Origin of the sequence: Paenibacillus athensensis (assembly GCF_004514475.2) — a bacterium.
Classification (GTDB): Bacteria; Bacillota; Bacilli; order Paenibacillales; family NBRC-103111; genus Paenibacillus_AL; species Paenibacillus_AL athensensis.
This window is the reverse complement of sequence record NZ_MYFO02000004.1, coordinates 269347-294900: the sequence shown is the minus strand read 5'-3', so window position 1 is coordinate 294900 and position 25554 is coordinate 269347. Positions and strand designations below refer to the sequence as shown.

At 56.1% G+C, this 25554-nt stretch carries 27 protein-coding genes and 1 other RNA gene; 15 read left to right on the top strand and 13 right to left on the bottom strand.

Annotated features, from left to right (window positions below):
- Positions 1-86 precede the first annotated feature (86 nt).
- Positions 87-641 (bottom strand): TlpA disulfide reductase family protein, encoded by a 555-nt coding sequence (locus tag B5M42_RS09520; RefSeq protein ID WP_134749532.1) that lies wholly within the window; start codon positions 639-641, stop codon positions 87-89.
- Between the two features lie 140 nt (positions 642-781).
- Here B5M42_RS09520 and B5M42_RS09515 point away from each other — a divergent pair, with 140 nt between their 5' ends.
- Positions 782-2104 carry an MFS transporter gene (locus B5M42_RS09515; RefSeq protein ID WP_134749530.1) on the top strand — a complete coding sequence of 441 codons (1323 nt, stop codon included), beginning with the start codon at positions 782-784 and terminating at the stop codon, positions 2102-2104.
- A 71-nt stretch (positions 2105-2175) separates the two neighbouring features.
- Positions 2176-2607 (top strand): Mov34/MPN/PAD-1 family protein, encoded by a 432-nt coding sequence (locus B5M42_RS09510; protein ID WP_134749528.1) that lies wholly within the window; start codon positions 2176-2178, stop codon positions 2605-2607.
- Here B5M42_RS09510 and B5M42_RS09505 read toward each other — a convergent pair.
- The 3 genes from B5M42_RS09505 to B5M42_RS09495 are packed head-to-tail and all read right to left on the bottom strand — an operon-like array spanning position 2601 to position 5899.
- A complete protein-coding gene (locus tag B5M42_RS09505; RefSeq protein WP_134749526.1) occupies positions 2601-3335 on the bottom strand; it encodes an exonuclease domain-containing protein in 735 nt (244 codons plus the stop codon). The two genes, B5M42_RS09510 and B5M42_RS09505, sit on opposite strands and share 7 nt — an antisense overlap.
- 51 nt (positions 3336-3386) lie before the next feature.
- Positions 3387-4472 carry a DUF294 nucleotidyltransferase-like domain-containing protein gene (locus tag B5M42_RS09500; protein ID WP_134749524.1) on the bottom strand — a complete coding sequence of 362 codons (1086 nt, stop codon included), beginning with the start codon at positions 4470-4472 and terminating at the stop codon, positions 3387-3389.
- Between the two features lie 44 nt (positions 4473-4516).
- On the bottom strand, positions 4517-5899 hold the full coding sequence (locus B5M42_RS09495) for an ammonium transporter (RefSeq protein WP_134749522.1): 1383 nt from the start codon (positions 5897-5899) through the stop codon (positions 4517-4519).
- A 313-nt stretch (positions 5900-6212) separates the two neighbouring features.
- Between B5M42_RS09495 and B5M42_RS09490 the strand changes: the two genes are divergently transcribed.
- The gene (locus B5M42_RS09490) at positions 6213-6653 is read left to right on the top strand and encodes a MerR family transcriptional regulator (RefSeq protein WP_134749520.1); all 441 of its coding nucleotides are present in this window, start codon (positions 6213-6215) and stop codon (positions 6651-6653) included.
- 21 nt (positions 6654-6674) lie between these two features.
- A complete protein-coding gene (locus tag B5M42_RS09485; protein ID WP_134749519.1) occupies positions 6675-7364 on the top strand; it encodes a zinc metallopeptidase in 690 nt (229 codons plus the stop codon).
- A 96-nt stretch (positions 7365-7460) separates the two neighbouring features.
- Here B5M42_RS09485 and B5M42_RS09480 read toward each other — a convergent pair whose 3' ends face one another.
- A complete protein-coding gene (locus B5M42_RS09480) occupies positions 7461-8354 on the bottom strand; it encodes a LysR family transcriptional regulator (protein WP_134749517.1) in 894 nt (297 codons plus the stop codon).
- A gap of 142 nt (positions 8355-8496) precedes the next feature.
- On the opposite strand from B5M42_RS09480, the gene tpx reads away from it, so the two are divergent.
- Positions 8497-9015, top strand: coding sequence for a thiol peroxidase (gene tpx / locus B5M42_RS09475; protein WP_134749515.1), 519 nt, complete (start codon positions 8497-8499; stop codon positions 9013-9015).
- 65 nt (positions 9016-9080) lie between these two features.
- On the opposite strand, the gene B5M42_RS09470 is transcribed toward tpx, so the two are convergent.
- Both B5M42_RS09470 and B5M42_RS09465 read right to left on the bottom strand, forming a co-directional pair.
- The gene (locus B5M42_RS09470; RefSeq protein ID WP_134749513.1) at positions 9081-9470 is read right to left on the bottom strand and encodes a DUF1499 domain-containing protein; all 390 of its coding nucleotides are present in this window, start codon (positions 9468-9470) and stop codon (positions 9081-9083) included.
- Between the two features lie 136 nt (positions 9471-9606).
- Entirely contained in the window at positions 9607-10968 is a 1362-nt protein-coding gene (locus B5M42_RS09465; protein WP_134749511.1) for an Nramp family divalent metal transporter, read from the bottom strand.
- A gap of 150 nt (positions 10969-11118) precedes the next feature.
- Between B5M42_RS09465 and B5M42_RS09460 the strand changes: the two genes are divergently transcribed.
- From B5M42_RS09460 to B5M42_RS09435, 6 genes are all read left to right on the top strand, one after another.
- The gene (locus tag B5M42_RS09460) at positions 11119-11673 is read left to right on the top strand and encodes a GNAT family N-acetyltransferase (RefSeq protein ID WP_167689587.1); all 555 of its coding nucleotides are present in this window, start codon (positions 11119-11121) and stop codon (positions 11671-11673) included.
- Between the two features lie 151 nt (positions 11674-11824).
- The gene (gene xylB, locus B5M42_RS09455; RefSeq protein WP_134749507.1) at positions 11825-13357 is read left to right on the top strand and encodes a xylulokinase; all 1533 of its coding nucleotides are present in this window, start codon (positions 11825-11827) and stop codon (positions 13355-13357) included.
- Between the two features lie 415 nt (positions 13358-13772).
- A complete protein-coding gene (locus tag B5M42_RS25495; RefSeq protein WP_134749505.1) occupies positions 13773-14414 on the top strand; it encodes a CPBP family intramembrane glutamic endopeptidase in 642 nt (213 codons plus the stop codon).
- A gap of 123 nt (positions 14415-14537) precedes the next feature.
- Positions 14538-15233 (top strand): hypothetical protein, encoded by a 696-nt coding sequence (locus tag B5M42_RS09445; protein WP_134749503.1) that lies wholly within the window; start codon positions 14538-14540, stop codon positions 15231-15233.
- The gene (locus B5M42_RS09440) at positions 15230-15772 is read left to right on the top strand and encodes an accessory gene regulator B family protein (RefSeq protein WP_134749500.1); all 543 of its coding nucleotides are present in this window, start codon (positions 15230-15232) and stop codon (positions 15770-15772) included. Before B5M42_RS09445 ends, B5M42_RS09440 begins: the two co-directional genes overlap by 4 nt.
- A 4-nt stretch (positions 15773-15776) precedes the next feature.
- A complete protein-coding gene (locus tag B5M42_RS09435; RefSeq protein ID WP_167689585.1) occupies positions 15777-15914 on the top strand; it encodes a hypothetical protein in 138 nt (45 codons plus the stop codon).
- Positions 15915-16298: 384 nt separating this feature from the next.
- Here the strand turns inward: B5M42_RS09435 and ssrS are convergent.
- The 3 genes from ssrS to B5M42_RS09420 all read right to left on the bottom strand — a co-directional run bounded on the left by ssrS (position 16299) and on the right by B5M42_RS09420 (position 19073).
- A non-coding RNA gene (gene ssrS, locus B5M42_RS09430) (6S RNA) lies at positions 16299-16480 on the bottom strand.
- A gap of 56 nt (positions 16481-16536) precedes the next feature.
- Complete coding sequence (locus B5M42_RS09425) at positions 16537-17343, bottom strand: YesL family protein (protein WP_134749497.1); 807 nt, start codon at positions 17341-17343, stop codon at positions 16537-16539.
- 128 nt (positions 17344-17471) lie between these two features.
- Positions 17472-19073, bottom strand: a complete 1602-nt coding sequence (locus B5M42_RS09420; protein ID WP_134749494.1) for a DEAD/DEAH box helicase — start codon at positions 19071-19073, stop codon at positions 17472-17474.
- 290 nt (positions 19074-19363) lie between these two features.
- Here B5M42_RS09420 and B5M42_RS09415 point away from each other — a divergent pair, with 290 nt between their 5' ends.
- Together B5M42_RS09415 and B5M42_RS09410 are read left to right on the top strand one after the other, a co-directional pair.
- Complete coding sequence (locus B5M42_RS09415; RefSeq protein WP_134749491.1) at positions 19364-19897, top strand: DUF4178 domain-containing protein; 534 nt, start codon at positions 19364-19366, stop codon at positions 19895-19897.
- A gap of 58 nt (positions 19898-19955) precedes the next feature.
- Positions 19956-20681, top strand: a complete 726-nt coding sequence (locus tag B5M42_RS09410) for a DUF4247 domain-containing protein (RefSeq protein ID WP_230632822.1) — start codon at positions 19956-19958, stop codon at positions 20679-20681.
- 265 nt (positions 20682-20946) lie between these two features.
- Here the strand turns inward: B5M42_RS09410 and B5M42_RS09405 are convergent, their stop codons facing one another.
- Positions 20947-22761, bottom strand: a complete 1815-nt coding sequence (locus B5M42_RS09405) for a YhgE/Pip domain-containing protein (RefSeq protein WP_167689583.1) — start codon at positions 22759-22761, stop codon at positions 20947-20949.
- Positions 22758-23357, bottom strand: coding sequence for a TetR/AcrR family transcriptional regulator (locus B5M42_RS09400; RefSeq protein ID WP_134749485.1), 600 nt, complete (start codon positions 23355-23357; stop codon positions 22758-22760). The genes B5M42_RS09405 and B5M42_RS09400 overlap by 4 nt, the downstream gene beginning before the upstream one ends.
- Before the next feature lie 269 nt (positions 23358-23626).
- On the opposite strand from B5M42_RS09400, the gene B5M42_RS09395 reads away from it, so the two are divergent.
- On the top strand, positions 23627-23815 hold the full coding sequence (locus B5M42_RS09395; RefSeq protein WP_134749482.1) for a hypothetical protein: 189 nt from the start codon (positions 23627-23629) through the stop codon (positions 23813-23815).
- A gap of 112 nt (positions 23816-23927) precedes the next feature.
- Positions 23928-24170, top strand: coding sequence for a Sec-independent protein translocase subunit TatA/TatB (locus B5M42_RS09390; protein WP_329959282.1), 243 nt, complete (start codon positions 23928-23930; stop codon positions 24168-24170).
- A 65-nt stretch (positions 24171-24235) separates the two neighbouring features.
- Here the strand turns inward: B5M42_RS09390 and B5M42_RS09385 are convergent, their stop codons facing one another.
- On the bottom strand, positions 24236-25393 hold the full coding sequence (locus B5M42_RS09385; RefSeq protein WP_134749480.1) for an MFS transporter: 1158 nt from the start codon (positions 25391-25393) through the stop codon (positions 24236-24238).
- Between the last annotated feature and the right edge of the window lie 161 nt (positions 25394-25554).

The following is a 25554-nucleotide window of genomic DNA, read 5'->3' as shown; positions in this document are numbered from 1 at the left end:
AGCAGTCCGGTATAACAACAATAAAGCCCCAAGCCTTGTCTGTCACACAGACGAGAGCTTGGGGCTTATTTGCATGCATGGCGGCATCAGCTCGCGATCAGCTTTTTGATTTTCGCTTCCAACTGATCTGCCGGTAATACATTGATGACCTCGCGGATCACGCCGTGCTTGTCGACGAGAAAGCTCGTCGGAATCACAATAAACCGATATTGCTCGGCAACCGTGCCTTGCTCGTCGAGCAGCACCGGGAACGAGTAGCCGTTGTCTTGGACAAACTTGCGGATGTTGTCCATTTTGTCGCCGGGCGTCACGTTGACCGCATACAAATCAAACTGATCCTTGTACTTCTCATAGACCTTGACCAAATCCGGCGCTTCTTCGACACAAGGCCCGCACCACGACGCCCAGAAATTGATCATCATCGGCTTGTCGCGTTCCCCGCCCGCCGTATACGTCTGTCCGTCCAGCCCCTTCAGCGTAAAGCCAGGCGCAGCCGTATTCGCGCCGAGCCCCCGTTCAGCCGCCAGCGCCGCTTCTTCCTGATGCTTTTTATGCAAGCTCTGGTACACCGCGTAGCCGGCCAATATCAGCACGAGCGCAAGTACAAGCGCATTCCGTTTCCTTGTCGTTTTCGATTCCATTCCAAGCCCACCTCCATGTTTCTATTATCGCCAAAAACGACCGATTCCAACATCTGAACTCGTGAAGAAAGTATGACGTTTCAATCGAACGGAGACAGTAACTGAAGGGAGTAGAATCTCGTTATTAAAGGGGCTGCATCATGGAAAAAACGAAATCAAGAAAGCTGCAGATCGTTTTCGAAAGCGAAGTGCCGGCCGGGCGGCGCTCCGCCACATCCCCCCGGAACGGACAGGCGGGCAAGAGCCAAGAAGCCGGGGAAGCCAAGGGCAGCGTATGGGTGTATATGGCGCTGGCGTCCATTCCGCTCGTGCTGGTGCTCGGCAATTCCATGCTCGTGCCGATTTTACCCGACTTGCAGGACAAGATGGGCATTTCCCGATTTCAAAGCAGTTTGGTCATCACTTTATTTTCCTTGACTGCGGGCCTGATCATTCCCGTGTCGGGATACTTATCCGACCGCTTTACACGCAAGGGCGTCATCATTCCTTCCCTCATCGTCTACGGTGCGGCAGGGGTGCTTGCCGGCTTTGCTGCGGTATGGAAGTCCTACACGCTGCTGATTATCGCCCGGGCCATTCAGGGGATTGGCGCAGCAGGCACGGCTTCGATTGCAATGGCGCTCGTCGGCGACTTGTACAAGGGTGGCACGCAGAGCAAAGCGCTGGGCTTGATCGAGGCCTCCAACGGCGTCGGCAAGGTGCTGAGCCCAATCATCGGCTCGCTGCTGGCGCTGCTGATCTGGTTTGCGCCGTTTTTTGCTTTCCCCGTCTTTTGCTTGCTGTCGCTGCTTGCGGTCATCTTCATCATCAAAGAGCCCAAGAAAGCGCAAAGTAACAACAAAGCTCACAAGCTGGGACCTTATATCAAGCAAATCGGGGCGATTCTCAAGGAAAAAGGCCGTTGGCTGATCACCTCTTTTTTCGCCGGCTCGCTGGCCTTGTTCATTTTGTTCGGCGTGCTCTTTTATTTATCCAACATTTTGGAAGAAGATCCTTACAAGATTGACGGGGTAAAAAAAGGGCTCGTCCTTGCGATCCCGCTGCTCGGTCTGGTCATCACCTCGTACACGACCGGCGCGCTGATCAAGAAAAACGGCACGGTCATGCGCTGGTTATCCAACATCGGACTTGCCGTCATGACCATCACGCTGACGCTGACCATCTTCCTTAACACGAATTTGTACCTGCTGATCGGGCTGCTGACCCTTAGCGCCATCGGGACCGGCTTGCTGCTGCCCTGCCTCAATTCCATGATTACGGGAGCGGTCAAGCAAGAGCAGCGCGGCATGATTACTTCCATTTATAATAGCCTGCGCTTCATCGGCGTCGCCTTCGGGCCTCCGATTTTTGAATGGCTGATGAACAAATCGCACGCCATCGTATTCATCTCCGTCTCGTCGCTGTCGCTTCTCACGCTCGTACTGGTGTTTTTCCTGATCAAGCCGCAAGGAACCATTGGCTGATTGCTGCTTTTCAACCGGACGGTCGAACGTTATACTAACAGCATAGAAAAAAACACGGAGCCGACTCGCCCATGCTCATCGCCATCCCCCGCCAGCTGTACGCCGATTTGCTGGCGTACTGCGCCAGCCGCAAGCCCGCAGAGGCTTGCGGCTTTATTCAGGGCACGTTCGACGCGGCGCGGCAGCAATATGCCGCCACCGCCCTCGTGCCCATCCCCAACGCCGCCGCCGATCCCCGGCGGCGTTTCCTGCTCGATCCGGCTGCCGCGCTGCCGTATCTGCTTGATCCAGACCGTCACAACGTGATCGGTCTGTTTCACTCGCACCCCGACGAGCCTGCGGCCCCGTCGCGGGCCGATGGCGACACGTTATGGACGTCGATTCCGACGTATTGGATCGTGTCGCTGGCTCCCAACGGCGGTCCGGCCCTCCGCACGTTCCACATAAAAAAAACCATCCCTGCGACCTTCCGCAAACTTCCGTTTGCGATTGCGTCTCAGTGATGGCTCAACAGCGCGTACAGGTCGCCCAGTGTATCGACCTGTCTTGATTGAATTTCCTTCATAAAGCAAGACCATAGCCTGGCCGTCATCAGCGAATCCTCCAGCGCATGGTGGCGCTGGGTGACGGGAATGCCGTATTCATCAAGCAACGCGTCCAGACTGTAGTTTTTCCGCTTGGGCATCAGCCACTTGGCAATCATCATCGTATCCATGACCCGGTGCGACAAGCTCACCTTGGACGTTTTCCATAAAGCCGCATTCAAAAAGTTTTTGTCGTGGCCGGTCGCATGGGCCACCAGCACCTTCTGCTGCACAAACTCCAGAAACTCGCGCAGCACCTGAATCAAATCGGGCGCGCCGGCAGCCATTTCATTCGTAATGCCGGTCAATTCCACGATTTCTTCGGGAATTTTGCGCTTGGGATTCACGACACTGTAATACGTATGATCGTATTGCACATCGCCGCCAACGACGGATACCGCGCCGAACGAAACAATTTCGTCTCCATTATAAGGAGAGAATCCGGTCGTTTCCAGATCAAAGACGACAAGCTCCATCGAATGCAGCGGAATATCGTACAGGGAATTTTTACGCTGCTCCTTGAGCATCGAGCGAATGAAAGCCATTTGCTGCGCGCTTTGAACATCAAACATGGACGTAATGGCGGGCGTGATGCCGCCCATTTTGTAGAGCTGCCACATCCGACCTCCCGGACGCATGTCTTTCATGATGCAAGTCACCTCATCTCTGAAATCCGACCGTTCCTTCTCCCCGATTCCCTAACCTTTTTCTCTCTGATGCAGCTTCGCTTCCACCGATTTGCGGACAAATTTTTGCAGCTCCATGCCCGCGCGCAAACAAAATTTAAGCTCCTGCTTCAGCTCGCGCGTCAATTGCTCGGCGCTGAGCTTGCTGCGCGTCGTATACATGCCGTTGTCTATGGTAAAAGGCGTCATATCGCGATGCTTCAAGGCGATTTCAAAAGCCTGTCGCCACGTCTGCGCTTCGGCTGCGCCTAATACCCCCGCAGCGACCAGCCCCTCCAGCCGCCGCAGCGTCGTAGATTCAGCAATGCCTTCTTGAATCGCCAACAGCCGAATGCCATTGACAATCGGGATATACGCCCCGTATTTGACATCAAAGCCCCCGGCATCCTCCCCGTACCGTTCGGTAATCAGGTGACCGAAAACGCCAAGCGATATTTTGTGGTGCAGCGTATTGGACAATAGCTGCTGCAAGACAGACACATGCTCGCGTACATACGCCAGTACCGCGCCGCGCAGCCGTTCGACCAGCTCCGGTTCCCCGTAGATGCAGCGCATATCGGCCATAATCAGCAGATAGCGCATATTCTCCCAATTGGGCTCCGCCAGCCAATCCAGCGCCATAGCGATATAAGCCGATACCGGCTTGCGCCATTGCGGATTGTTGGCGACGACATTGCCTTCACAGGGCGGGTAGCCAAGCGCCTCCAGTCCGCTGAGCAGACGACCGACAAACTCGGCAAAATAAGACTCCACTTCTTCCCGCTCTTCTTCCGGCACATCCTCGTAAATAAAGCCGTTGTCCTGATCGCTCCATAACGTCTGCTCGCACCGGCCTCCGCTGCCAAACAGCATCAAGGCAAAACGGACTGGCGGACAACTCCGCCCTTCCCGCGCAAGCTCCGCCTCGGTCAAAGCAGCCGCACGATGGATCAAGGCATCGTGAATCCGATTGATGTCGCGGCTAAGCCCGAGCGAATGGGCGAAAAGGAGATGCTCACGAAGCATCTCATGTACCTGATCCCGGATCATCCGCATCTCGTCGAATCGCTCCGATTGCGTAATGCGCGCCAGAATCTGTTCCATTGAGAGATGGTTCATGGGGCATCTCCTTCGCTTGTATGCTGATCAATCTGCTTGATTCTTTATAGGGATACGCTGTTTTGGCCCGCTTTTTTCATTTGCTCCGGATAACCGTAGGAACCGTGCTCCGACAAGTCCAGACCGATGATTTCTTCTTCTTCCGTCACGCGCAGACCAATCGTCGCTTTCAGCGCGCCAAGGATAATGAAGGAAAGCACGAGCACGAAAGCCAGTGCGCCGAATACGCCGAGCGCTTGCACGCCGAGCTGGTGCCAGCCGCCGCCATAGAACAGACCCGCTTGACCTACGCCGACCTTCTCGGCCAGCTCCGGCGTTGCGAACAAGCCTGTGGACAGCGTTCCCCAGATACCGGCGATGCCGTGTACGGAGAAGGCGTATACCGGATCGTCGATACCGGCTTTTTCAAACCATTGAGCCGTGAAGAAGGTAACGATACCAGCAACGGCGCCGATCACGATGGCGGCCCAAGTATCTACGAATGCGCAAGATGCAGTAATGGCAACAAGTGCGGCGAGTACGCCGTTGAGCATGCTTGGAATGTCGGCTTTGCCGAAATACATCCACGATACGACCAAGGCAGCGACCGCGCCTGCAGCAGCAGCCATGTTCGTGGTGAGTGCAATGTAGCCGAAGAAGCCGTCGCCCATTGCGCTCAGCGTGCTGCCTGGGTTAAAGCCGAACCAGCCGATCCAGAGAATGATGACGCCGAGTACGGAAAGCACTTGGTTGTGACCAGGGATCAGATTGACTGTTTTATCCTTATTATACTTGCCGATACGCGGTTTTAAAAGAATTGTGGCCACGAGAGCCGCTGTAGCACCTTGCAAGTGAACGACCGTCGAGCCGGCGAAGTCCTGCATTTTCAGCTCGGCCAACCAGCCGCCGCCCCATACCCAGTGAGCAACGATCGGATAAATCACAACCGTGAACAAAATACCGAAGATAAAGTAAACCGGCAGCTTGGCGCGTTCTGCGAAGCCGCCCCAGGCGATAGCGAGCGATACGCCGGCAAACGCCAATTGGAACAGGAACTTGATGCCGATGGGCACATCGGAGAAGGACAGCGCCGAGAAGGCCGATTTCGCTTGCTCCTCAAGACCGGAGACGAAAAACCCGGTAGTACCGAAGAAGCTGTTGCCGTCGCCAAAGGCGAAGCCGAAGCCAACCGCCCAGAAGGCGATGGCGCAAATACCGAAGGTCAGAATCGTTTTGCCGGCAACGTGTCCGGCGTTCTTCATCCGGGTCGAGCCCGCTTCCAGCAGGGCGAAGCCCGCTTGCATGAAGATAACGAGAATCGCGGCGAGCATGACCCATACCGCGTCAATGGCTCCAGTAAGCTGCGACGGCGTCGCGTCATCGGCGAATGCCAATGTCGGGAACAGCAGGGCGAGTACCCCAAAAGCGAATAAAAACTTCTTAACCACACGACCACTTCCTTTAATGTTAGTTTTTATAACATGCAATGAAATTCTTAATGTCATTATATACAGGAACATCCGGTTTGACAATAGCTTTTTCACGAGGAATTAGAAAAAAACGAAAAATAACCTGACATCAAACTCGAATAATTCGTGTTTGGGATGTCAGATTTGATTCTGTGTCAACATTTCTTCCTTAACAAACCTGTCCGTACGGGAATTTGGACAAGCATAACGTTTGACTGTACACTTTTGAATCAAGTATCATACTTCTATAGAGGTGTTCCATACATACATATAAGAGTAGAAGGTGATTGCAATGGACGAAACGAAGCTGTATAAAATCGGAGAGCTGGCCAGCCTGGCCGATGTCAGCACCCGAACCATTGATTATTACACCAAGCTCGGTTTGCTGGAGCCCGAAAAACGTTCGGACACAAATTATCGGCTTTACAGCGATGAAACCCTGGCGCGGCTGAAGCGTATTGAAAGCATGAAAAAGGATAAATATACGCTTGAGGAAATCAAAGCGAATCTTCGGCAGTGGAGCAAAATTTCCCGCGATGATGTCGTGACAGATAAGCTGACATCTTTGCAGCTTCATATTGAGGAGCTGGTCAAGGAAGCCAAAGAAATCGGCCCGCTGATCCAGCAGCTCAAGCCCAATCAATTAAAGAAGCTGTACAAAATTTTGACTCAGCCCACCGCGGCCTGCATCGAAGCGCTGTTGTATCTCCTCGGGAAAGGTCCTTTTACTTAATCCGAATGGAGGCAGTTCGAGATGTTTTATTTTCATCCGGTCGACTTTCTGATTCTGATTGCGTTTGGCGTATCCCTATGGGCGTCCTTCCGCGTCCGTGGCACCTTCAACCGCTGGTCGGAGGTTCCTGCTGCTTCGCGAATGACCGGAGCCCAGGCGGCCCGACGGCTGCTGGACAGCAACGGTCTCTACGATGTCCGCATCGAAAGTGTGCCTGGCGCGCTAAGCGATCATTACGACCCGGTCTCCCGCACAGTGAGGTTGTCCGAGCCCGTGTTTGGTCAAAGCTCGATTGCTGCAATCGCGGTTGCCTGCCATGAGGTCGGCCACGCCATCCAGCACAAAATGCGCTATCCGATGCTCGTCGCCCGCCACTACATGTTCCCGGTCGTCAACTTCGCTTCCGGCGTCGCCCCGCTGCTGCTGATTGCCGGCTTTGTATTCCAGCAATTCTCGTGGCTGCTGCTGCTCGGCATCTTGTTCTTCTCCGCCGCCGTCGCTTTCCAGCTCGTCACGCTGCCCGTTGAATTTAACGCCAGCGCCCGGGCCCGCACGGCAATGGTGCAAGCCGGCTTCATTTCGAGCCAGGAAGAACACGGCGTCGCCAAGGTACTGAATGCCGCTGCATTAACCTATGTCGCCGCTGCGCTGATTTCCGTTCTGCAGCTGCTCAAATATGTCTTGATCTTCAACGGCCGCAGCAACGACTGATGACGCCGCCATAAACAAAAAGCTTCCCGCTGCTCCGGATACCCGGATGCAATGGGAAGCTTTTTTTGCGATAAGCCATAAGCAAGGCTACATTCATTATCGCGAGCAATGAAAATATTCGAGCAAAAAACGGCGGAACACTTCGGCCACCAGCGGCAACTGCTCGCCGCCGCGCCGAATCAGCCCAACTGTGCGCGTCACCTGCGGCTCCGTCAGTCTGACCTTGGCCGGCTGCAGCAGTCCGCCTTCGGTTAACGCCATTCCCGGAAGCAGGCTGACGCCCATGCCCGCTGCAACCAAACCGCGGATCGTATCGGTCTCTTCGCCCTCGAATTCAATCTTGGGCACGAAGCCGGCCTTCAAGCACGCATCCATGACGATGGCGCGCAGCGTATACTCCTCGCTGAACATGACGAACGGCTCGTGCCGGAGCTGCTCCAGCCGAATCGAGTTGTAATCCGCCAGCACGTGATTGCTTGGCAGAATCGCAAACATTTCTTCAGTTAGCAGCGTTTCTCCCGTCACATGCTCGTGCGATTCCGGAAATGGCGAAATAAACGCCAGGTCGATTTCACCCTTGGTCACATCGCGAATCAGGCTGTTATATGTACCTTGCCGCAATCGGAACTTCACGTTCGGATGATCCTTCTTGAAAGCCGCTACCACAGAAGGCAGCAGATTAATCACCAGGCTGTGCGGAAAGCCGATGCGGATTTCTCCCGCCTCGGGATCGAGAAATTCGTGAATCTCGTTCACTGCCCGCTCCAGATCGGTCAGAATGCCTTCCACTCGACTGAGCAGCAGCCGGCCGACTGAGGTCAGATGCAGGTTGCGCCCTTTTTGCACAAACAGCTGCACCCCCAGCTCCTCCTCCAGCAAATGAATTTGCCGGCTGACCGCCGATTGCGCGACGCGCAGCTCTTCGGCGGCTTGCGTGACATGCTGCTTGCGAGCAACTTTTACAAAATATTGCAATTGTCTTAATTCCACACGAACGCCTCCGGCCCGCTTGTTTTGCTGATCCAGCCTTCTATTATAACGAGCCTGAAACGATTGGACAAGCGATCTGCAAAAAGTTTATAATGAATAGGATTACCAAGTTTTATGGAAAATAAAGGAGGAACTACGAATCATGGCACAAGAACGTACAGGCGTTGCGACTTTGAAAGGCAACCCGATCACGCTGATCGGCCCCGAGCTCAAAGCTGGCGACAAAGCTCCTGATTTCACCGTTAACAAAGATCTGATGAACACTGTATCTCTGTCGGACTATGCCGGCAAAGTAAAACTGATCAGCGTCGTTCCTTCTTTGGATACAGGCGTTTGCGATGCGCAAACTCGCCGTTTCAACGAAGAAGCCGCCGGTCTCGGCGAGAACGTAGCTATTCTGACGATCAGCGTCGACCTGCCGTTTGCGCAATCCCGCTGGTGCGGCGCAGCAGGCATCGACAAGGTTGTTACGCTGTCCGACTACAAAACGAAGTCGTTCGGCGAGGCGTACGGCGTGCTGATCAAGGAAATCCAGCTCGACATGCGTTCGATTTTCGTCATCGATGCCAACGACACGATCCAATACGTCGAGTATTTGGGCGAAATGACCGAGCATCCGAACTACGAAGCGGCTGTCGCTGCTGTGAAGGCGCTCCTGTAATTTTTCCGCAACCTGCATAGAAAATACAAAAACAGCAAGGAGGCCTGGCTTCCCTGCTGTTTTTATTAGCCGTCTATTTTATAGGAATTAAGCTTCCGATCTAGCTGTTTGAAAATATCGAGTATTGTGCGGTAATTGGAGCCCAAATCACCCAGCGAGCCGCGCGAAGCGGAATAAATGTCCACGGCGGTTTTCGTCGGATTGATCGCAAACAAGGTAAGCGTAATGTCCTGCGTACGACCGAGAATCGTCCGGCGTTCAGCGACGATCTCGCCGACGTTCTTGACCTCGTGCAGCAGCCTGTAGCCCGGCGTTTTCTTCAAGACCGCCGTGACTTCCTCCCATACCTGCTCCTTTGGCAGCTTATAATATCTCGTTTTCAGCAGCGGATCTCTTGCTCTATCTCCGGTCAGCTCATGACTGCGAATGATTCCTGCCAGCGTTCTCTTTAGCAAAAGCCTTTTCCCCCTTCGATGAGTGTATAGACTGCTTGCCTTTTCTACACTATCTTTTATCTTACCACTGATTAGGTTTCAACAAAAGGGGGAAATTCAATTTGCGAAAAAAGTTGAACGGCATTTTACGCCCGTATTATCTGAACAGCGTGCCGTACAGCAAGTAGGCGTTCAAACCCGCGATAATGACAGCGACGATCCAGCTTAAAACAATCATCCATTTGGGCGCGACGAGCTCGCCCATTTTTTTGCGCGAGGACGTAAATTTGACCAGCGGAATGACGGCAAAGGAAAGCTGGAGCGACAGGATGACCTGGCTAAGCACGAGCAGATCGGTGGCGCCGCTTTCGCCATAGATGCCGATCACGATCACAGCCGGAACAATCGCGATCAGCCGCGTGATCAAGCGGCGAAGCCACGGCGTCAGCCGAATGTTGAGGAAGCCTTCCATGACGATCTGGCCGGCTAGCGTTCCGGTCAGCGTCGAGTTCTGCCCGGATGCGAGCAAAGCGACGCCAAATAAAATGCTGGCGGCTCCGGTGCCGAGCAACGGTCCGAGCAGCTGGTAGGCGTCCTGAATTTCCGCCACCTCCTGGTGACCGCTCGTATGGAAAGCCGCGGCCGACAAAATCAGGATAGCGGCGTTCACGAACAACGCCAGCATCAAAGCAACGGTCGAATCAATCGTCGAGAAGCGGATCGCCGCGCGTTTGCCTTCGATCGTCGGCTCGATTTTGCGCGTCTGGACGATGGAAGAATGCAAATACAGATTGTGCGGCATGACGGTAGCGCCAAGTATGCCAAGCGCGATGTACAGCATGTTAGGATTGGTGACGATTTCCGTTGTCGGGATAAAGCCGGCGAATAAGGCCTGCACTTCCGGACGAGAGAAAATAATTTCCATAACAAAACAAAACGTAATCAGAGCGATCAAGCTGATGACGATAGCTTCAATGTAGCGGAAGCCGCGTTTTTGCAGCAGCAGCACGAGCAGAACGTCAAGCGCGGTCAGGATGACGCCGTATATAAGCGGAATGCCGAACAGCAGATCGAGGGCGATCGCCGCTCCGATCACTTCGGCCAAATCGCAAGCGGCAATGGCCAGCTCACACAGGAGCCACAGCCCCATTGCCACCGGCTTGCTGTAATGATCCCGGCACGCCTGCGCCAAGTCGCGACCTGTGACGATGCCAAGCCGTCCGGCAAGCGCCTGCAGCAAAATCGCCATTAGGTTGGAAATCAAAATGACGGACAGCAGCGCGTAGCCGAACTGCGAGCCGCCCGCCAGGTCTGTCGCCCAGTTGCCGGGGTCCATATAACCAACGGCTACGAGATAGCCGGGGCCTACGAAAGCGAGAAGCTTGCGGAAAAAGCCAGCCTTCTTGGGCACGTGCATCGATTGATGCACCTCCGGCAAGCTCGGCGTATCGGAGGCCCTTCTCCAGCCTGACTGCTTAGAATGAAGCTTTGATTCAATCGGTTGAACTGCCGGTTCCATAGAAATTCGCCTTCTTTCTCAAGAGCAATAAAGTTGCACAGCGGAAACATATGCTCAGTATACTATACAATTTCAATTTATGCTACAGGTAAAAAAATATGTTTGTACGAAAAAAAGTTTCCCTAGGGAAAAAGTGAGGTTATGATTGTCATGCACATTCGACCCGCCGCAACCATGCAGGATATCGACGACGCCTACGCGATTGAACAGGCCGGCTATCCGCCGGAGGCTGCCGCTTCGCGCGAAGCGTTCGGCTTCCGCTTTCGCACATTCGGCAGCTATTTCTTCGTCGCTGAAGAGGAAGGGGGCATTGTTGGCGTCGCCAACGGCGTCCGGCTGGACGATCCGGATCTGGCCGACGAAGGCATCAAGCAGGCGCAAGGCGCGCAGGACGACGGCGCGTATTTCTGTCTGCTGACCGTTGTCGTGGACCAGCAGCATCGCGGCCGCGGCGTTGCTTCGGCGCTGCTCGCCGCCGTAATCGCGCAAGCGCAAAGCGACCGCCTTCACGGAATCGCGCTGATGTGCGAGGAGCCGCTGATTCCGTTTTACGAGCGTTTCGGCTTCTGCTATATACGCCGTTCGGCTTCGCAGCACGGGAGCATCGTCTGGCACGAAATGAAGCTCGATTTGCCCAGGTTCCCGAAAGCAGGCAGCAACGGCAGCGAATCCGGGCCGCATTCAAGCCCGAAAGCAAGCCGATAAGCCCGTTATCGCTCCAATTCCAAATTATTTGCGTGTCGCTTCCCTTTCAAGGAGGATTTCCGCCGTCGATTGCGAATATAATACATCATGATCTTTGTATAATCATTAAACTAAGATTTGCAGTTAACGATATCGAGCCGAGGTGAAGCATGTGTCTTATTTTTTGGGATTGGACTTGGGAACTTCTGCAGTAAAATGTATTCTTGTCGACGAGCGCGGCGCGGTGGCCGGCAGTCACAGCGTTGAATACCCGCTCGATCAGCCGCATCCGGGCTGGGCCGAGCAGCACCCTGAGGACTGGTGGCAAGGCACGGTCCAAGGCATCCGGGAGCTGCTGGACCACACGGGAACGTCGGGCGTTGATATCATCGGCATTGGCTTCTCCGGCCAGATGCACGGCTCGGTGTTCCTTGACGCCGATCAAGCGGTCATCCGTCCGGCGCTGCTCTGGTGCGATCAGCGCACGGCCGAGCAATGCGCACAGATCGAGCAGGCCGTCGGCGTCGACGAGCTTGGGCGCTTGACCGGCAACCGGGCGCTGACCGGCTTCACCGCGCCCAAGGTGCTGTGGCTGCGCCAGCATGAGCCGGAGCATTATGCCCGCGTGCGCCACCTGCTGCTGCCCAAGGACTACGTGCGGCTGCGCCTGACGGGCGCTCTGGGCATGGACGTCGCCGACGCCAGCGGCACGCTGCTGCTGGATGTGGCCGCGCGCCGCTGGTCACAGGCCGTTACCGAGCGGCTGGACATCCCGCTCGACTGGCTGCCGCCGCTGTATGAGTCCGGCGAGATCGCCGGCCGGCTGCTGCCGGAAGCGGCGGCGCTCACGGGCCTGGCCGCAGGCACGCCCGTGGTGGCCGGCGGCGGCGACCAGGCGTGCGGGGCGGTCGGCGTCGGCGTCGTGCGCGAGGGCATTGCCTCCGTTGCCCTCGGCACCTCCGGTGTCGTTTTCGTGCACGACGACGCGTATCAGACGGATGAAGCGTACCGGCTTCATTCGTTCTGCCACGGCGTGCCCGGCAAATGGCACCGGATGGGGGTCATGCTTGCGGCGGGCGGAGCGCTGCAGTGGTGGCGGCGGCATTTCGCCCACGAAGAGCTCGCTCGCGCGCAAGCGGAAGGCCGGGACGTCTACAATGTATTGACGTCCGAAGCGGCTGCCGCTCCGCTCGGCAGCGAAGGGCTGCTCTTTCTCCCGTATTTGACGGGAGAACGCACCCCGCATCCCGATCCCAAAGCGCGCGGCGGCTTTATCGGGCTGAATTTGCGGCACGGCAAAGCGCATCTGACGCGCGCCGTGCTGGAGGGCATCACCTTCGGCCTGCGCGACTCGCTGGAGCTGATCCGCGCATCCGGCGTCGCCGTGCGCGAGCTGCGCGTCAGCGGCGGCGGAGCGCGCAGCCCAATGTGGCGGCAGATGATTGCCGACATCTTCGGCATCCCGGTCGTGACCGTCAACTCGACGGACGGTCCGGCTTACGGCGCTGCGGTGATGGCTGCTTCCGGCGTGCTCGGCCGCGACATCACCGAGCTGTGCGACGAATGGATCCGCATCGTTGATCGCGCCGAGCCGGATGCCGCACGCCATGCCGCCTACGAGCCGTATTACCGGATTTATCGCGAGCTTTACGCCGCGCTGAAGCCCGCGTTCCATCAGCTCAGCGATCTTGCCGCCCAAGGGTAGCATCCGCATCCTTGCGCTGCCGTCTGTTCCATATCCGCCGCTCACCGAGCGTCCCGGCTGCAAGGTTGAAGCAGCCTGCCGGATGACGTGTACGGATTAGCGCAGGCACGGGAACCATACGCTACAGGCGCTTCTCCCAGTAACCTTAGGACCGCTGCGCCAGGCAACGTTGGCCTTGCATCCGCTGCACCCGCTGGGCCCAGCACCGCCAGGGCCCGCGCATCCGCAACGCTCGCCCGCTGCACCCGCCGTGCCGGCGCGCTCCCTTTTGCCGCTGCAACGCCGCTTCCACGCGAAGCCGGCGCCTTGCAGCGGCTTCCTTTTTCTGAGGGTAGGCAATCGCTGCAAGATGATATACGATACCATAGACAGGTGGCAGCGGCGGACAAGCCGCTGAGCCACGCAGGAGGCCCACGTGCAAAAACCCGAATTCCGCAATCAGCCGCAGGCCGGCGCCAACCGCAGGCTGACGGATGGGCAGCGCTACGCCCTGATTACAGCCGTCTATGCGGCCGCGATGATTCCCTCATATTTTCTTCTTCATCCTTATATGGTTATCGGCATTCCGCTGCTTACGCTCGGCTTGACGATGTACCTGCTGCGGCATGAATACGCCGCACTCTCCTTACAGCAGCTGCGCGGACGCCGCCTTGGCAGCCAGGCGCAAATCGGCATCGTGATCGCACTTCTCGCCCAGATCGCCTTCCATGTGCTGCTCCCCAACGAATCCACAGTTAACAGTGTGCCCTATCAGCTTATGCAGATTTACCCGATTGTGCCCGTCTATATGGTGCTGCAAGCGCCAATTGTGGAAGAAGTCGTTTTCCGCAAAATCGTGTTCGGCCAGCTCCGCGGCAAGCTATCCGCGCCAGGCGCAGCCCTGCTCAGCTCTGCGTTGTTCGGCGCGCTGCATCGCGATTGGATCGGTTTTGCGCTTTATTTCGCCATCGGCCTGTTGTTTTGCTGGTTATATGCCCGCTCCCGCTCGATTGTTCCTTCCTTATGCGCGCATATGGCGCTAAACCTGATTTTTTTGTTAAATATTTCACTTTTTTGATAAATATTTTTCCGCTCCCTGCTTTTCTGGCCTCAGACAAGCAGGACTGCTGTCTTTTTCTGTCGAAACAGGAACATGACACAACCAAACTCGCATACTTGCGCACAAAAGGGGGGATGAACCATGCATCTTGTCATCAACGTCTTTTTCTCTTTCCTTGAGTTTCTTGCCGGTATGTCGCTGGCCAACGTCCTGTTCCGGCTGCCGTATGAAAATTACAAACTGCTCAAGCAGGTGCTGATTTCGCTGTTTCTCGGCATCCTCGGCGGTTATTTCTTCATTTACTGGCCGCAGCTTGGCGCGTACACCTTTGCCTTCAAGCTGTTTATGTGGATTATCGCGATGACCGTCGTATTCCGCATTTCCATCTGGTACAGCGCGCTCATCGGCATCATATCCGCACTGATCGGCGGCGGGCTGGAGCTTGTCGGCTACTTGATCACGAATCTGATTCAAGCCGTCAACCTGGGAGCCCTGGACGAGAGCGCCCGCAATATCGTGCTCGGCTGCGTCTCCGTGCTGCTGTACGGCATTTCACTGTATCTCGGGAGCAAAAAAATCGGATTCCACATTCCGAACATTTACAGCAAGCCCCCGCTGAACAAGCTGTCGATGATCGTGTCGGCCATTTTGCTGGCCTCCTTATTCGCGCTTATGATCGCGGCTTATCTGTTTACCGGGATGATCAGCCTGACTCACGTCATCGTCGTCTTCTCGTTGCTGGCGTGCGTATCGCTGACCGTCGCTTTCTCCTACCAGTTCAACAAAAAGCTGCTGCTGGACAAATACACGCGGAACGGCCAACAGCCGTGGATATGATCGACCGCTGGATCGCCCGGGTCGCCGATTATTCGCTCGCGCATAATCCCGAATCGCCATCCAGAAGCGTCATCATTTTCGTTTTCCGCCTTTTGAGCAACGTCGTGCTGACCGTGGTCATCACCCTGCTGGTTTGTACGCTGACTGGCCACTGGCTGGCAGGCCTGATCGTGGTCGGCACGACCGTGCTCATCAAAATTTTCATCGGTAGCTTCCACTTTCATTCCATCGTCGCCTGCGTCATCTATTCGTCCGGTTCCATGATCATGCTTGCGCATATCGAATTGGCCGACCCCCAACTCCTCTATCTGCTATCGGCTTGTACGATCGCGCTTATCACCTTGTATGCTCCTCAAAACATTTCTGTTTTCCTCAAGCTCCAGCCCGGCCAAATCGCCCATCTCAAATGGGCCGCCCTTGCCCTTGTCGCCTTTTTCACCATCATCCAGGCACCTCTGGCCATAGGCACCTGCTTCTTTCAGGCCGTTTCCATAACCCCTCTGTTCCAGCGGTTGTTCACCTTTCTGGAAAGGAGGTAAGCTTATGAAAACCTTGATTCTCCGCCTCATTACCTTCATCGTCGCCGCCGTTGCGCTCGTCGTTCCCGTTGCCGGCCCCTTGAGCTGGTTCAGCTATTCGCCCGATATTCCCGATGAGTTAAAAAAACAATGGCAGGCGTAAGCCAGCCGCAGCCGTCAGGCTTGCACTGACGGCTTTTTTGCGCGTTGCTCCGCACAGCACAGCTCCCAGCTCGCGGTGGCGGTCGGTCGACCACATCGACGGTGCGAGACCCGATTGACCGCTGTTGTACAGCCGTATCGTTGATAAAGCCGCTCAGCCAGCGGCCTTTCCGCCGCGGCGGCCTCAAGGTCTAACAGCCGCCGAGCGGCTGACACCTTACTCCGGGAGTCGCGCGAAAAGCGATCCAACGGTAAAGACGCCAAGCCCCCGTGACGACAGCGGCACCTCGGCTTCCGCTTGATTGCGCAGCCGCCGACGCGGCGCTATAGCAAAAAGCTCCGCCCCGCCGATTGGCGAAACAGAGCTTTCCTGATTCGAGCGACAAAAAAACCCGCATATGCCGTCCGATTTTGGCGTTTCAAACCCGCTCTCGCAGGTGGGTGATCGCAGCAGCGCTTTTGAAGTCCCTTTTCGAGGGCATGTCAGCCACGTTGTCTTATTGATCTCCCTAGAAACAGTCATTGGTTCAAAACAACTTAAAACCGAAACGTACATCGCAGGATTTATTTGTACTCCTATTATAGTGCCGCCGCTTGAGAATTTCAACTGGCAGCTCCATCCGTTAGTCTTGACGCTTATCTCCCGATTTATGCAGGTCGATCACCTGCGCTTCCTCCAGCTCGCGCGCGGCTTCTTCGCTGCGCTGGCGCTCCTGCTCGTCCAAAGCCATCTGCTTGAGCTGAAGGCTCTGGAACGCCCGGTAAAACAGCCAGAAGGAAATCGTCGCCATCACGCTGCCCGTAAAAAACGGCACAAAGAAAAAATTCATATACGTTACGCTGATATACACGACAGCCCCGTTAAGCACCAGCAAGAAAAACGATGTAACCGGATTGCCGATTGTAATCAGGATCGCGTTCTTGACCAATTGCAGCGTCTTCATGTGCAAATGCGTCATCAGCGCAAAGAAATTAAATACAGCGAGCGTAATAATCACATAAAAAATAATAAAAACAATCGAAATCGCGCTGAGCGAGCTATTTAACCGATTATAATAGAAGAAATTCACGGCGATAATGCCGACGACCGCCATCATGATCAAGCCGCCAAGCAAACTCTGCTTGTAATTTTCTTTGTAGCCGCGGAAAAACGTCTTGAACATCGGTACATCTTCATCGCCCATCACCCATTTGCGCGCCACGGTAAACAGCGCCGCAGTGGCCGGGAACAGCAGAAACGGTGCCAGCACACCGGCAGCAATCAAACTGTAAAAAAATGAAGCGGTGTCTTCCGCACCGGCAATCAGCCCGAGAAATACGATAAAAAATACGGGCAGGGAGCAAAAAAACCACAATAAATTCGTAACCGTCAAGCGCATAATCCATTCAGTAATGCGGTAAAGCCCGCCCATTGCACCTTTAAATTCCAAAATCGCGTCCTCCTCAACATCCTCATCCTGATCCTGTTCTTGTCCATTATACCGTATGTGAGCAAAAAAAAGAAAGGCGAAGATCCGCCCGGATCTTCGCCTCACAGCGGCTTGCCTGCCGCTCGATATTAGTTGTTAACCAGCGTCTCTTCGCTCTTGCGCGGCGCGCGGGAACGGTCGCGGCTTTGGCCGGAGCCGTAATCGCGGTTGCGGTTGCGGCTGTCGCCATCGCGGTATTCGCGTCCACCTTCGCGGGAGCCGTATTCACGGCCGCCGTCCTTGCGCGGGTAGCGGTTCGAGCTGGAGCCGTAACCGCCGGACGGACGGTCGCTCCGATTGCGGTCGCCGGAACCGTAGCCGCCGCCAACACGGCGTCCTTGGCTGCGAACGTCGAACTTTCTTTTTCTCGCACGGATCGGTTCTTCCGGCGTCAGCTCGATTTCGACTTCCTTTTTCTCGCCAGTCAGCAGCTTCATGGCCGCAGCGAGCAGATGAACGGAATCGTATTGCTCCAGCATTTGGATCGCCAGGCCCTTGAACTCGCTATGCGATTCGCTTTGCATGACTTCAAGAATGCGCTCGGCCGTCATTTTTTGTTTGCCTTCAATCGCTTCAGCCAGGCTAGGCAGTGGCTTTTTGCTGATTTTGTGGCGAGTAACCTTCTCGATGAAATGCAGGTGGTCGATTTCGCGCGGCGTTACGAACGTCCAGGCAGTACCTTCCTTGCCGGCGCGTCCCGTACGGCCGATCCGGTGCACATAGCTTTCCGGATCCTGCGGGAGATCGAAGTTGATGACGTGGGTTACGCCCGATACGTCCAGACCGCGCGCAGCTACGTCTGTAGCAACGAGCACGTCGATGCTGCCGTCGCGGAATTTGCGCATCACGTTGTCGCGTTGGTTCTGCGACAGATCGCCGTGCAAGCCTTCAGCCGCGTAGCCTCGTTTTTGCAGCGCTTCGGCCAATTCGTCAACTCTGCGCTTCGTACGTCCGAAAATAATCGCCAGCTCCGGTGCTTCCATATCGATCAGGCGGCTGAGCGCTTCGAATTTTTGCTTTTCGTGCAGCTCGATGTAAGCTTGATCAATCAATGGCGCGCTGACTTGTTTCGGAATAACAGAGACATGCTCCGGGTTTCTCAGGAACTGCTGCGCCAGCTTTTGGATGTTCGTCGGCATCGTGGCCGAGAACAGCATGGTGTGGCGTTCTTCCGGCACCAGGCTCAGGATCGACTGGATGTCTTCCATAAAGCCCATGTCGAGCATTTCGTCCGCTTCATCCAGCACAACCGTCTGCACGTCATCCAGCTTGATCGTCTTGCGGTTGATATGGTCGAGCAGGCGGCCCGGCGTACCGATGATGATTTGCGGTTTCTTCTTCAGCGCGCGGATCTGCTTGACAATATCCTGTCCGCCGTAAATCGGCAGTGAGCGAATGCCTTTAAAGCGGCCCAGCTTGGCAATTTCTTCGGCTACCTGAATGGCGAGCTCGCGAGTCGGGCACATGATCAGGGCGACGATGCGGTCTTCCTGAATGTTGATTTTATGAACGAGCGGAACGCCGAAAGCGGCAGTTTTACCCGTACCCGTTTGCGCTTGACCGATCAGATCGCGGCCTTCCATCGCAAGCGGGATGGTTTTTTCTTGAATCGGGGTGGACTCTTCAAAGCCCATCTCCGTAATTGCGCGCAATACCTTTGGTTCCAAACCAAACTCCTGAAATGTTTTCAAATAAATTCAATCTCCTTCTGTACAGGGCAGGCAAATGCCTTGTTTCTTTAATTTACCCTTAAGTACGACTTCCTATCCGGTTTTTTATCGTTTTCTCTGTGGAATACACTTTCGATTCACATCATCCATGATCCAAACAGCCGCCCTTAAGAACATCTTGCATATTATAGCATAGGTGCACCGCACATTGCCAGTAAAGTCTTTCCTAAATGAGCTCGAAACTTCGAGCGTGGCTTATACGTATAACAAAAGAAAGCAAGATAAACGGAATTTCGAGGGAGCGTTGGCAAATGTCCATTTTTAAACGGGTTGGCAATATTTTGCGCAGCAACAAAGAGGTGCCGGAGGCTCCGGCCTCCCGACCGCTGGAGGAAGCGCAAATCGGCGATGTCGCTTCGCTGGATTTGGAAGAGTATGTCATTACTGGCAAGGTGACTTACTTCGACCGCGGCTATGCCCCGCATCGGTATGCTTACTATTTGCAAAGCGGGACAACGATCCGCTGTCTGCTTGTGCAGAAAGGCCGGACGTACGATTGCTTCCTGTGCGACTTCCTGGAAGGCGCGCTCGACGATCCGAACGATGTGCCCAGCAGGCTCGTGCTGGATGAAGACATGACGTACGATCTGGAGCATCATCGCAGCGATGTAGCCAAGACGGAGGGCGATACGGACTTCCGCAACGGCGACGAGGTGCTATTCTGGCATTATTTTGGCCCGGACGACCGCTATTTCTTTTTGCAATGGCAGGACGGCAAGTTTGTAGCGATGGAGGGCGAACGGACGCCGGGCAGCCAGATTAAATTTTACAAGGCTCAACGCTAGCTGTTGTTCGCATACTAAGAAACAGAAAACGTCCTCTTCTGAAAGGAGGTAGCCGGCGATGAAAGCGATGAAGACATGGAGCTTCTGGATTGCGATGGTCGTGACCGTCTGCCTGCTGACAGCATGCGGCGACGCGCAGCGGTATGCGAAGGACCACTATCCGCTGGTCAGCGCCGAAGGTCAAGGCGGCAATCTGTCCAAGGTGTACGCGGTTGAGGGCAAAACGGTGCCCGAGGTCGCGGCCGAGCTGACGGCCAGCGAGACGCCCAAGGAAACGAGCAAAGCGTCGCAGGACCAGATGTTCCTGCTTTACAGCGACAAGGTCGTTAATTTGCAAAAAGATCCGCAAGCGGCCGCAACGACGACGCTTGTGCAGATCGACAGCATCGCGTATGCGCGCGAGCATTACAATTCGTCGTTTTTGCAGGGCTATTTGACCGCAGCGCTTGTGCAGTCGATCTTCGGCAGCGGCTGGTCGGGCAGCCGCACGGGCTACGACTACCGCGGCTACCGGAGCAGCCCGTCCTACAGCAGCCCGACGGCGACGGCCAAGCCGCCTGTTTCCGAGTCGAATCAGGGCCAAAAGCAGCCGTCGACCTCGACGCGCACGGGCGATTTCAAGACCAACAAGGGCATTTCTGGCGTCAATACCGGCTCCGGCAGCTCCGGCAGCGGCTCAACGGGGCGCAAGAACGACGGCTCGACGCCCAATAAGGTGACGAAGCCGTCCACGGGCAGCAAGCCGAGCACCGGCAAGCGCACGGGGTCGTTCAAGCGCAAGTGAATCTGCTGGCGATGGCGCGGCGGGCGATGGCGCGGCGGGCAATGGCAGGAGCGCTCGCGCGCGTCTGCGGGAGCGCGCACGCGCGGGCATAGCGGCGTTGACGCTGACGCATGGGGACCGCCGCCGCACGGGCTGTGCCAACGCGCGTCCTCAGGCTCGCAACGGCTGCAAAAAGGATGGCCACTTCCGGGTTTCCCGGGAAATGGCCATCCTTTTTTTGTGTTCGTTGCCATGCAGAACGTATGCGCTGTGCAGCAAGCGCCGATTATTCCGGCAGCTCGGAAAGCTGGAGCTGCTGGCCGGAGCCGCGGCGCGTCCGGCTGCGAATCCGGCTGACGACGCCATAGGCAACGTGCAGACCGAGGCCAACGGCCAGGAACAGCAGCAAGTGCAGAACCTGCGACTGCAATACCGCGCTGCTGCCGCCGGAAATCGCGATGCGGAAGCCCTGCACCGCATAGGTTAGCGGCGCCCATTGGGACAGCGTCTGGTTCGCTGCGGACAGCATCGCCACCGGATAAGAGCCTCCGGAAAGACCGAGCTGGAACACCAGCAGTACCAGCACGATCAGGTTGCCGGCCACGCCGGTCATTGCCAGAATAAAGTGCACGATGGATATAAAGCTCAGGCTCGTCAATACGGTCATCAGCACGAAGGCGCCGAGATCGTCAACCTGCAGGCCCAGCCCTTGAATCAGCACCAGGTCGAGCACCAGCGCCTGCAGCGTGCCCAGCACCGCCAGCAGCGCGTAACGCGGCAGCAGGCTGCGACGGGCCCAGCCCTGCCATTTGACCATCAGCGTCAGGAAGCTGAACAGGAACGCCCCCACCCACAGCGACATCGGGCCAAAAAACCCGGCAAAAAACGTCCCGTTATTCGGCACCGGATGGACCGGCTGGCGGTCAATCGCTACCGGCGCAGCCAGCAGCTCCTCCTTGCCCTGAAGCGTGTTCTCTGTGCTGCCGGCTGCCGTCAGCTTGTCGGCCATTTGCGTCAGGCCGCTTTGCAGATCGCCGAGCTTCGCCTTCAGCGTACCGGCGCCGTCCGCGCCTTGGCCGAGGCCCGTCTGCAGCGAGGCGACGCCTTCGCTCAGCTGCTTGAGGCCCGCGGACAGCTGCTGCGAGCTGCGGTACGCCTCGCCGCTGCCGGCGGCCAGGGCGCTCAAGCTTTGCGCGCCCTGCTGGAACCCGGCGCCAAGCTGCTGCGTCTGCGCCGCCAACTGCGCGAGCTGCCGGCTTGTCGCCTCCGGCAGCTGCGGATCCGCGGCGAGCTTGCTCAGCTGCTCGCCAAGCTGCTGCACGGCCGCTGCGCCTGCGGCCGTCTGCTTGGCAGCCGACGCGCTGCCGCTCTGCAGCTGACCGATCCCGCCGGTCAGCTGCTGCGAGCCGTTCGCCGCGCCGGCTGCGCCCTTGCCCAGCTGCCGGGCACCCTGCTGGGCCTTCTCCAGCGACGACGTCAGCGTCGCTGCGCCGTCGGCGAGCTGGCCGGCTCCGGCCTCCAGCTCGCGCGCCCCTGAAGCGGCTTGGAGCAAGCCGCTTTGCCCTTGGCCGAGCGTGCCGATCAGCTCGGCCAGCACCTGCGCGGCGACCTTGTCGTTGAGCTGCTCGCGCAGCAGCTCCGTCATCCGGTCGCCCAGCTGGCTGACGATCAGGCTTTGCCCCTGATTCGCATAATAGCGGATCGGCGCAGGAGCAGCGCCGTTTGCTTTCGCCAGCCCGGCCACGCTCGACGAGAAATCGCCGGGAATCGTCAGCACGATCAGCTGCTTGCCCTCGCGCAGCTGCGCCAGCGCCGCCGCTTCATCCGTGCCGGTTTGCCAAGCGAGCTTGTTCTCCTTGAGCAGCTCGTCGGTCAGATCGGCGCCGAGCTGCAGCGGCTTGCCGTTCAAGGTCGCCGGCTGATCCAGATTAATGATCACGCCGGGGACCTGCTGCGTTTTGCCATACGGGTCCCAAATCGCATTCAAGTACAACACACAATAAATAGCGGGTATAAACAAGCCGACCAGCGTGCCGGCCAACACCTTGCGCTCGCGGAAAAACGAGCCGAGCATGGCGCTCAAGCCTTGCCATCTGTTCATGGATTCATCGCTCCTTTGCCGCTTTGGGAATAAACGCCGAGCAAGTCGTCCAGCAATTGCCGCACCTCCGCCGGACCGATCGGTCCGAACTCCTTGGGCCATTCATAGCTGAACGCCGCATAGCTTTTGACGAGCATAAAGGCCAGCATGCGCGGCGCAATGCCTGGCGGCAGCTCGCCGGCAGCGGCTCCGCGCTCCACCAGCTCCTCGATCCGGCAGACGGCCAAGAGCTGCAAACGCTTGATGCCTTGGCCGATTTCCGGCGTGCCGAAGTCGAGAAATTCCGTATACACCTTATGAAATAAAGGGTCCTGTGCGCGGTGCAACGTCATCCGGGTCAGCCAATAATCGATCGTGGCCAGAAACCCGAGCGAATCGTCCAGCCCCGCCACCGTCTCCTCACTAAAGCTTTCCCAATTGCGCTGCAGCACTTCGCCGAATAATGTTTCCTTATCAGCGAAGATCAGGTACACCGTGCCTTTGCCGACCTGGGCCTGCTTGGCGATTTGCTCGACGGTCGTGCTCTTGATGCCGTATAACGTAAACAGATGCTCGGCCGCCCGCAGGATCCGCTCTTTTTTATCCAAAAGCTCCATACAGCTCCATTCCCTTCCGACCAATTTTATCTAAAAATGACCGAAATACGATTTCGGTTCTGTAGTCAAATCATACACCCGACAAGCCGTTTTGACAACGGTCATTTTGCCTTTTTGCCGATCACTCAATAATTGTAAAAATCGCCTCTTTATTAACGGGGCCTTTGTGCTATAATGAAAATGTAATTTCATATAGTTCTGGTTCCATTCAATGACATCGATTCAGGCGTAAGTCTTTTTCTAATCCTTTGATTGGAAGGGTGAGGCTTGTGGAGACTGTGAAACTTTCCAGAATTGTGATGAAATTAGTGCCCGATTTGTACGAATCCCTGACCGATAACGAGCTGGAATCCGAAATCATTCTTTGGTACGGCTTGGACGCGTTGCAGGAAAACGATGTTATGGAAATTATTCAATTCAGCATTCTTGAGCATCACAAAGACGCCCTCTACCATTAATTGGGGGCGTCTTTTTGGCGTTTTTGCCGGATTTCGCAGAAAGTTTAACGTTTTGTAATAATTCAGGTGTTTGGTTTGGGCGCAGAACATGGTATGATAAGGATAGTTGAATGTGGAGGTGTCTGTGATGGGAGCTTTATCTCCTTGGCACATTATTTTGATTGCAATTGTCGCGCTGCTGTTGTTCGGGCCAAACAAATTGCCTGAGCTCGGTCGTGGTTTTGGTAAAATGTTCAGAGAATTCAAAGACGCTACAAACGGCAACGGCGGCAGCAACCCGGACGAGTCCGCAGGCCGCAAGGAAATCAATCCGGCCGAAGTCGCGCAACCCGAAGCCGGACAGGCTCGTAAGTAAGCAACCGGAGCCAGCCCGCCTGAAACGCTCAGTCCTCGTCGGACCGGGCGTTTTTTGTTGCGTCGTTAAACGATGCGCTTGCGCATATACATATGGGTTGCGATAAACAGGCAGGCCGCCAGCAGCGACAGCGCCGCGGCAAACACATACATGCTCGCCCCGCCCCACAGCTCGTTCAGCCAGCCGCCCACTGTGCCGCCGATCATTCCCGCCAGCCCCATGAAAACCATCGCCAATAAAGCCTGTCCGGTCGAGCCCAGCTCGGCAGGCATCAGCCGCACCACATATTGCACGGAAACGATCCAGAACAAGGCGAACGTAATCGTGTGCGACATTTGCAGCGCCATCAGCACGGTTGGCTGGTCGATCAGCGCATACAGGCTCCAGCGCACCACGTACAGCACAGCAACGACGCCGAGCAGAGCAAGCTCGTGAAAGCGGTGCATGAAGCGGCCGAACAGCGCAAAGGTCGGAATTTCACTGAGGGCGGCAAGCGCCCATGCCCAGCTGACCATCGAATCGCTCGCTCCCAGATGGCTCAAATACAAGCCGAGCATGGCGTCGTTCATGCGGTGCGGAATAGCCAGCAGCAGCACCAGCAGTAGAAACCACAGGAACGGTTTGTTTTTCGTCAGCCTCCCTACTACAGCGAGCGACACGCGCTGGCCGCCGCTTTGCTCGTCCTTGAGCGGAATCAGCAGCAGCAGCGGAAAAATCCAGATCGTCCAGTAAATATACGGTATACTGCCGATGCCGCCGAGCTTGGCAAGCAGCAGCCCCGACACCAGCGCCGTGCTTGAAAAGCCGATTGAGCCCCACATGCGGATCGAGCCGTAAGAGCGGCCGCGTTGCGCCGCCGATTTGATCATGATGCTGTCGAGCAGCGGCACGGAGGGCAGCAGGAAAAAGTACAGCAGCAAAATAAACAGCAGCGTCAGCCAGAAGCCCTGTGTCGCAAACAGCCCGGCGCTGGCGAGCAGCGACAAGCTCCACAGCAGCAGGATCAGCTTTTTCACGGTATGCAGGCGATCACTCAAATACCCCCAGAACGGCTGGGCAAAAATCGATACGAACGGCCCGATCATCATCAACAAGCCGATATCGCGGGAGTCGTAGCCCTTTTGCTGCAAATACAGCGGCAAATACGGCAGCAAAATAGCGCTGGATGCGTAATAAAATACATTGAGGCCGCGCAGAGCGGCGAGCTGGCGATCGAATTTCATGGTGTTTTCATCCTTTATGCGGAGTGGACGCGAAGGTCTTTTTTCCCTATCCTACCCCAACTTTAGACGCAATTCTACATCCGTCTACAAATTTCCTCTGTGCGTGGTTGGCGGCATGTTTTATAATAGATTTCAGAGATTGCAAAAATGAGAGGACTTTT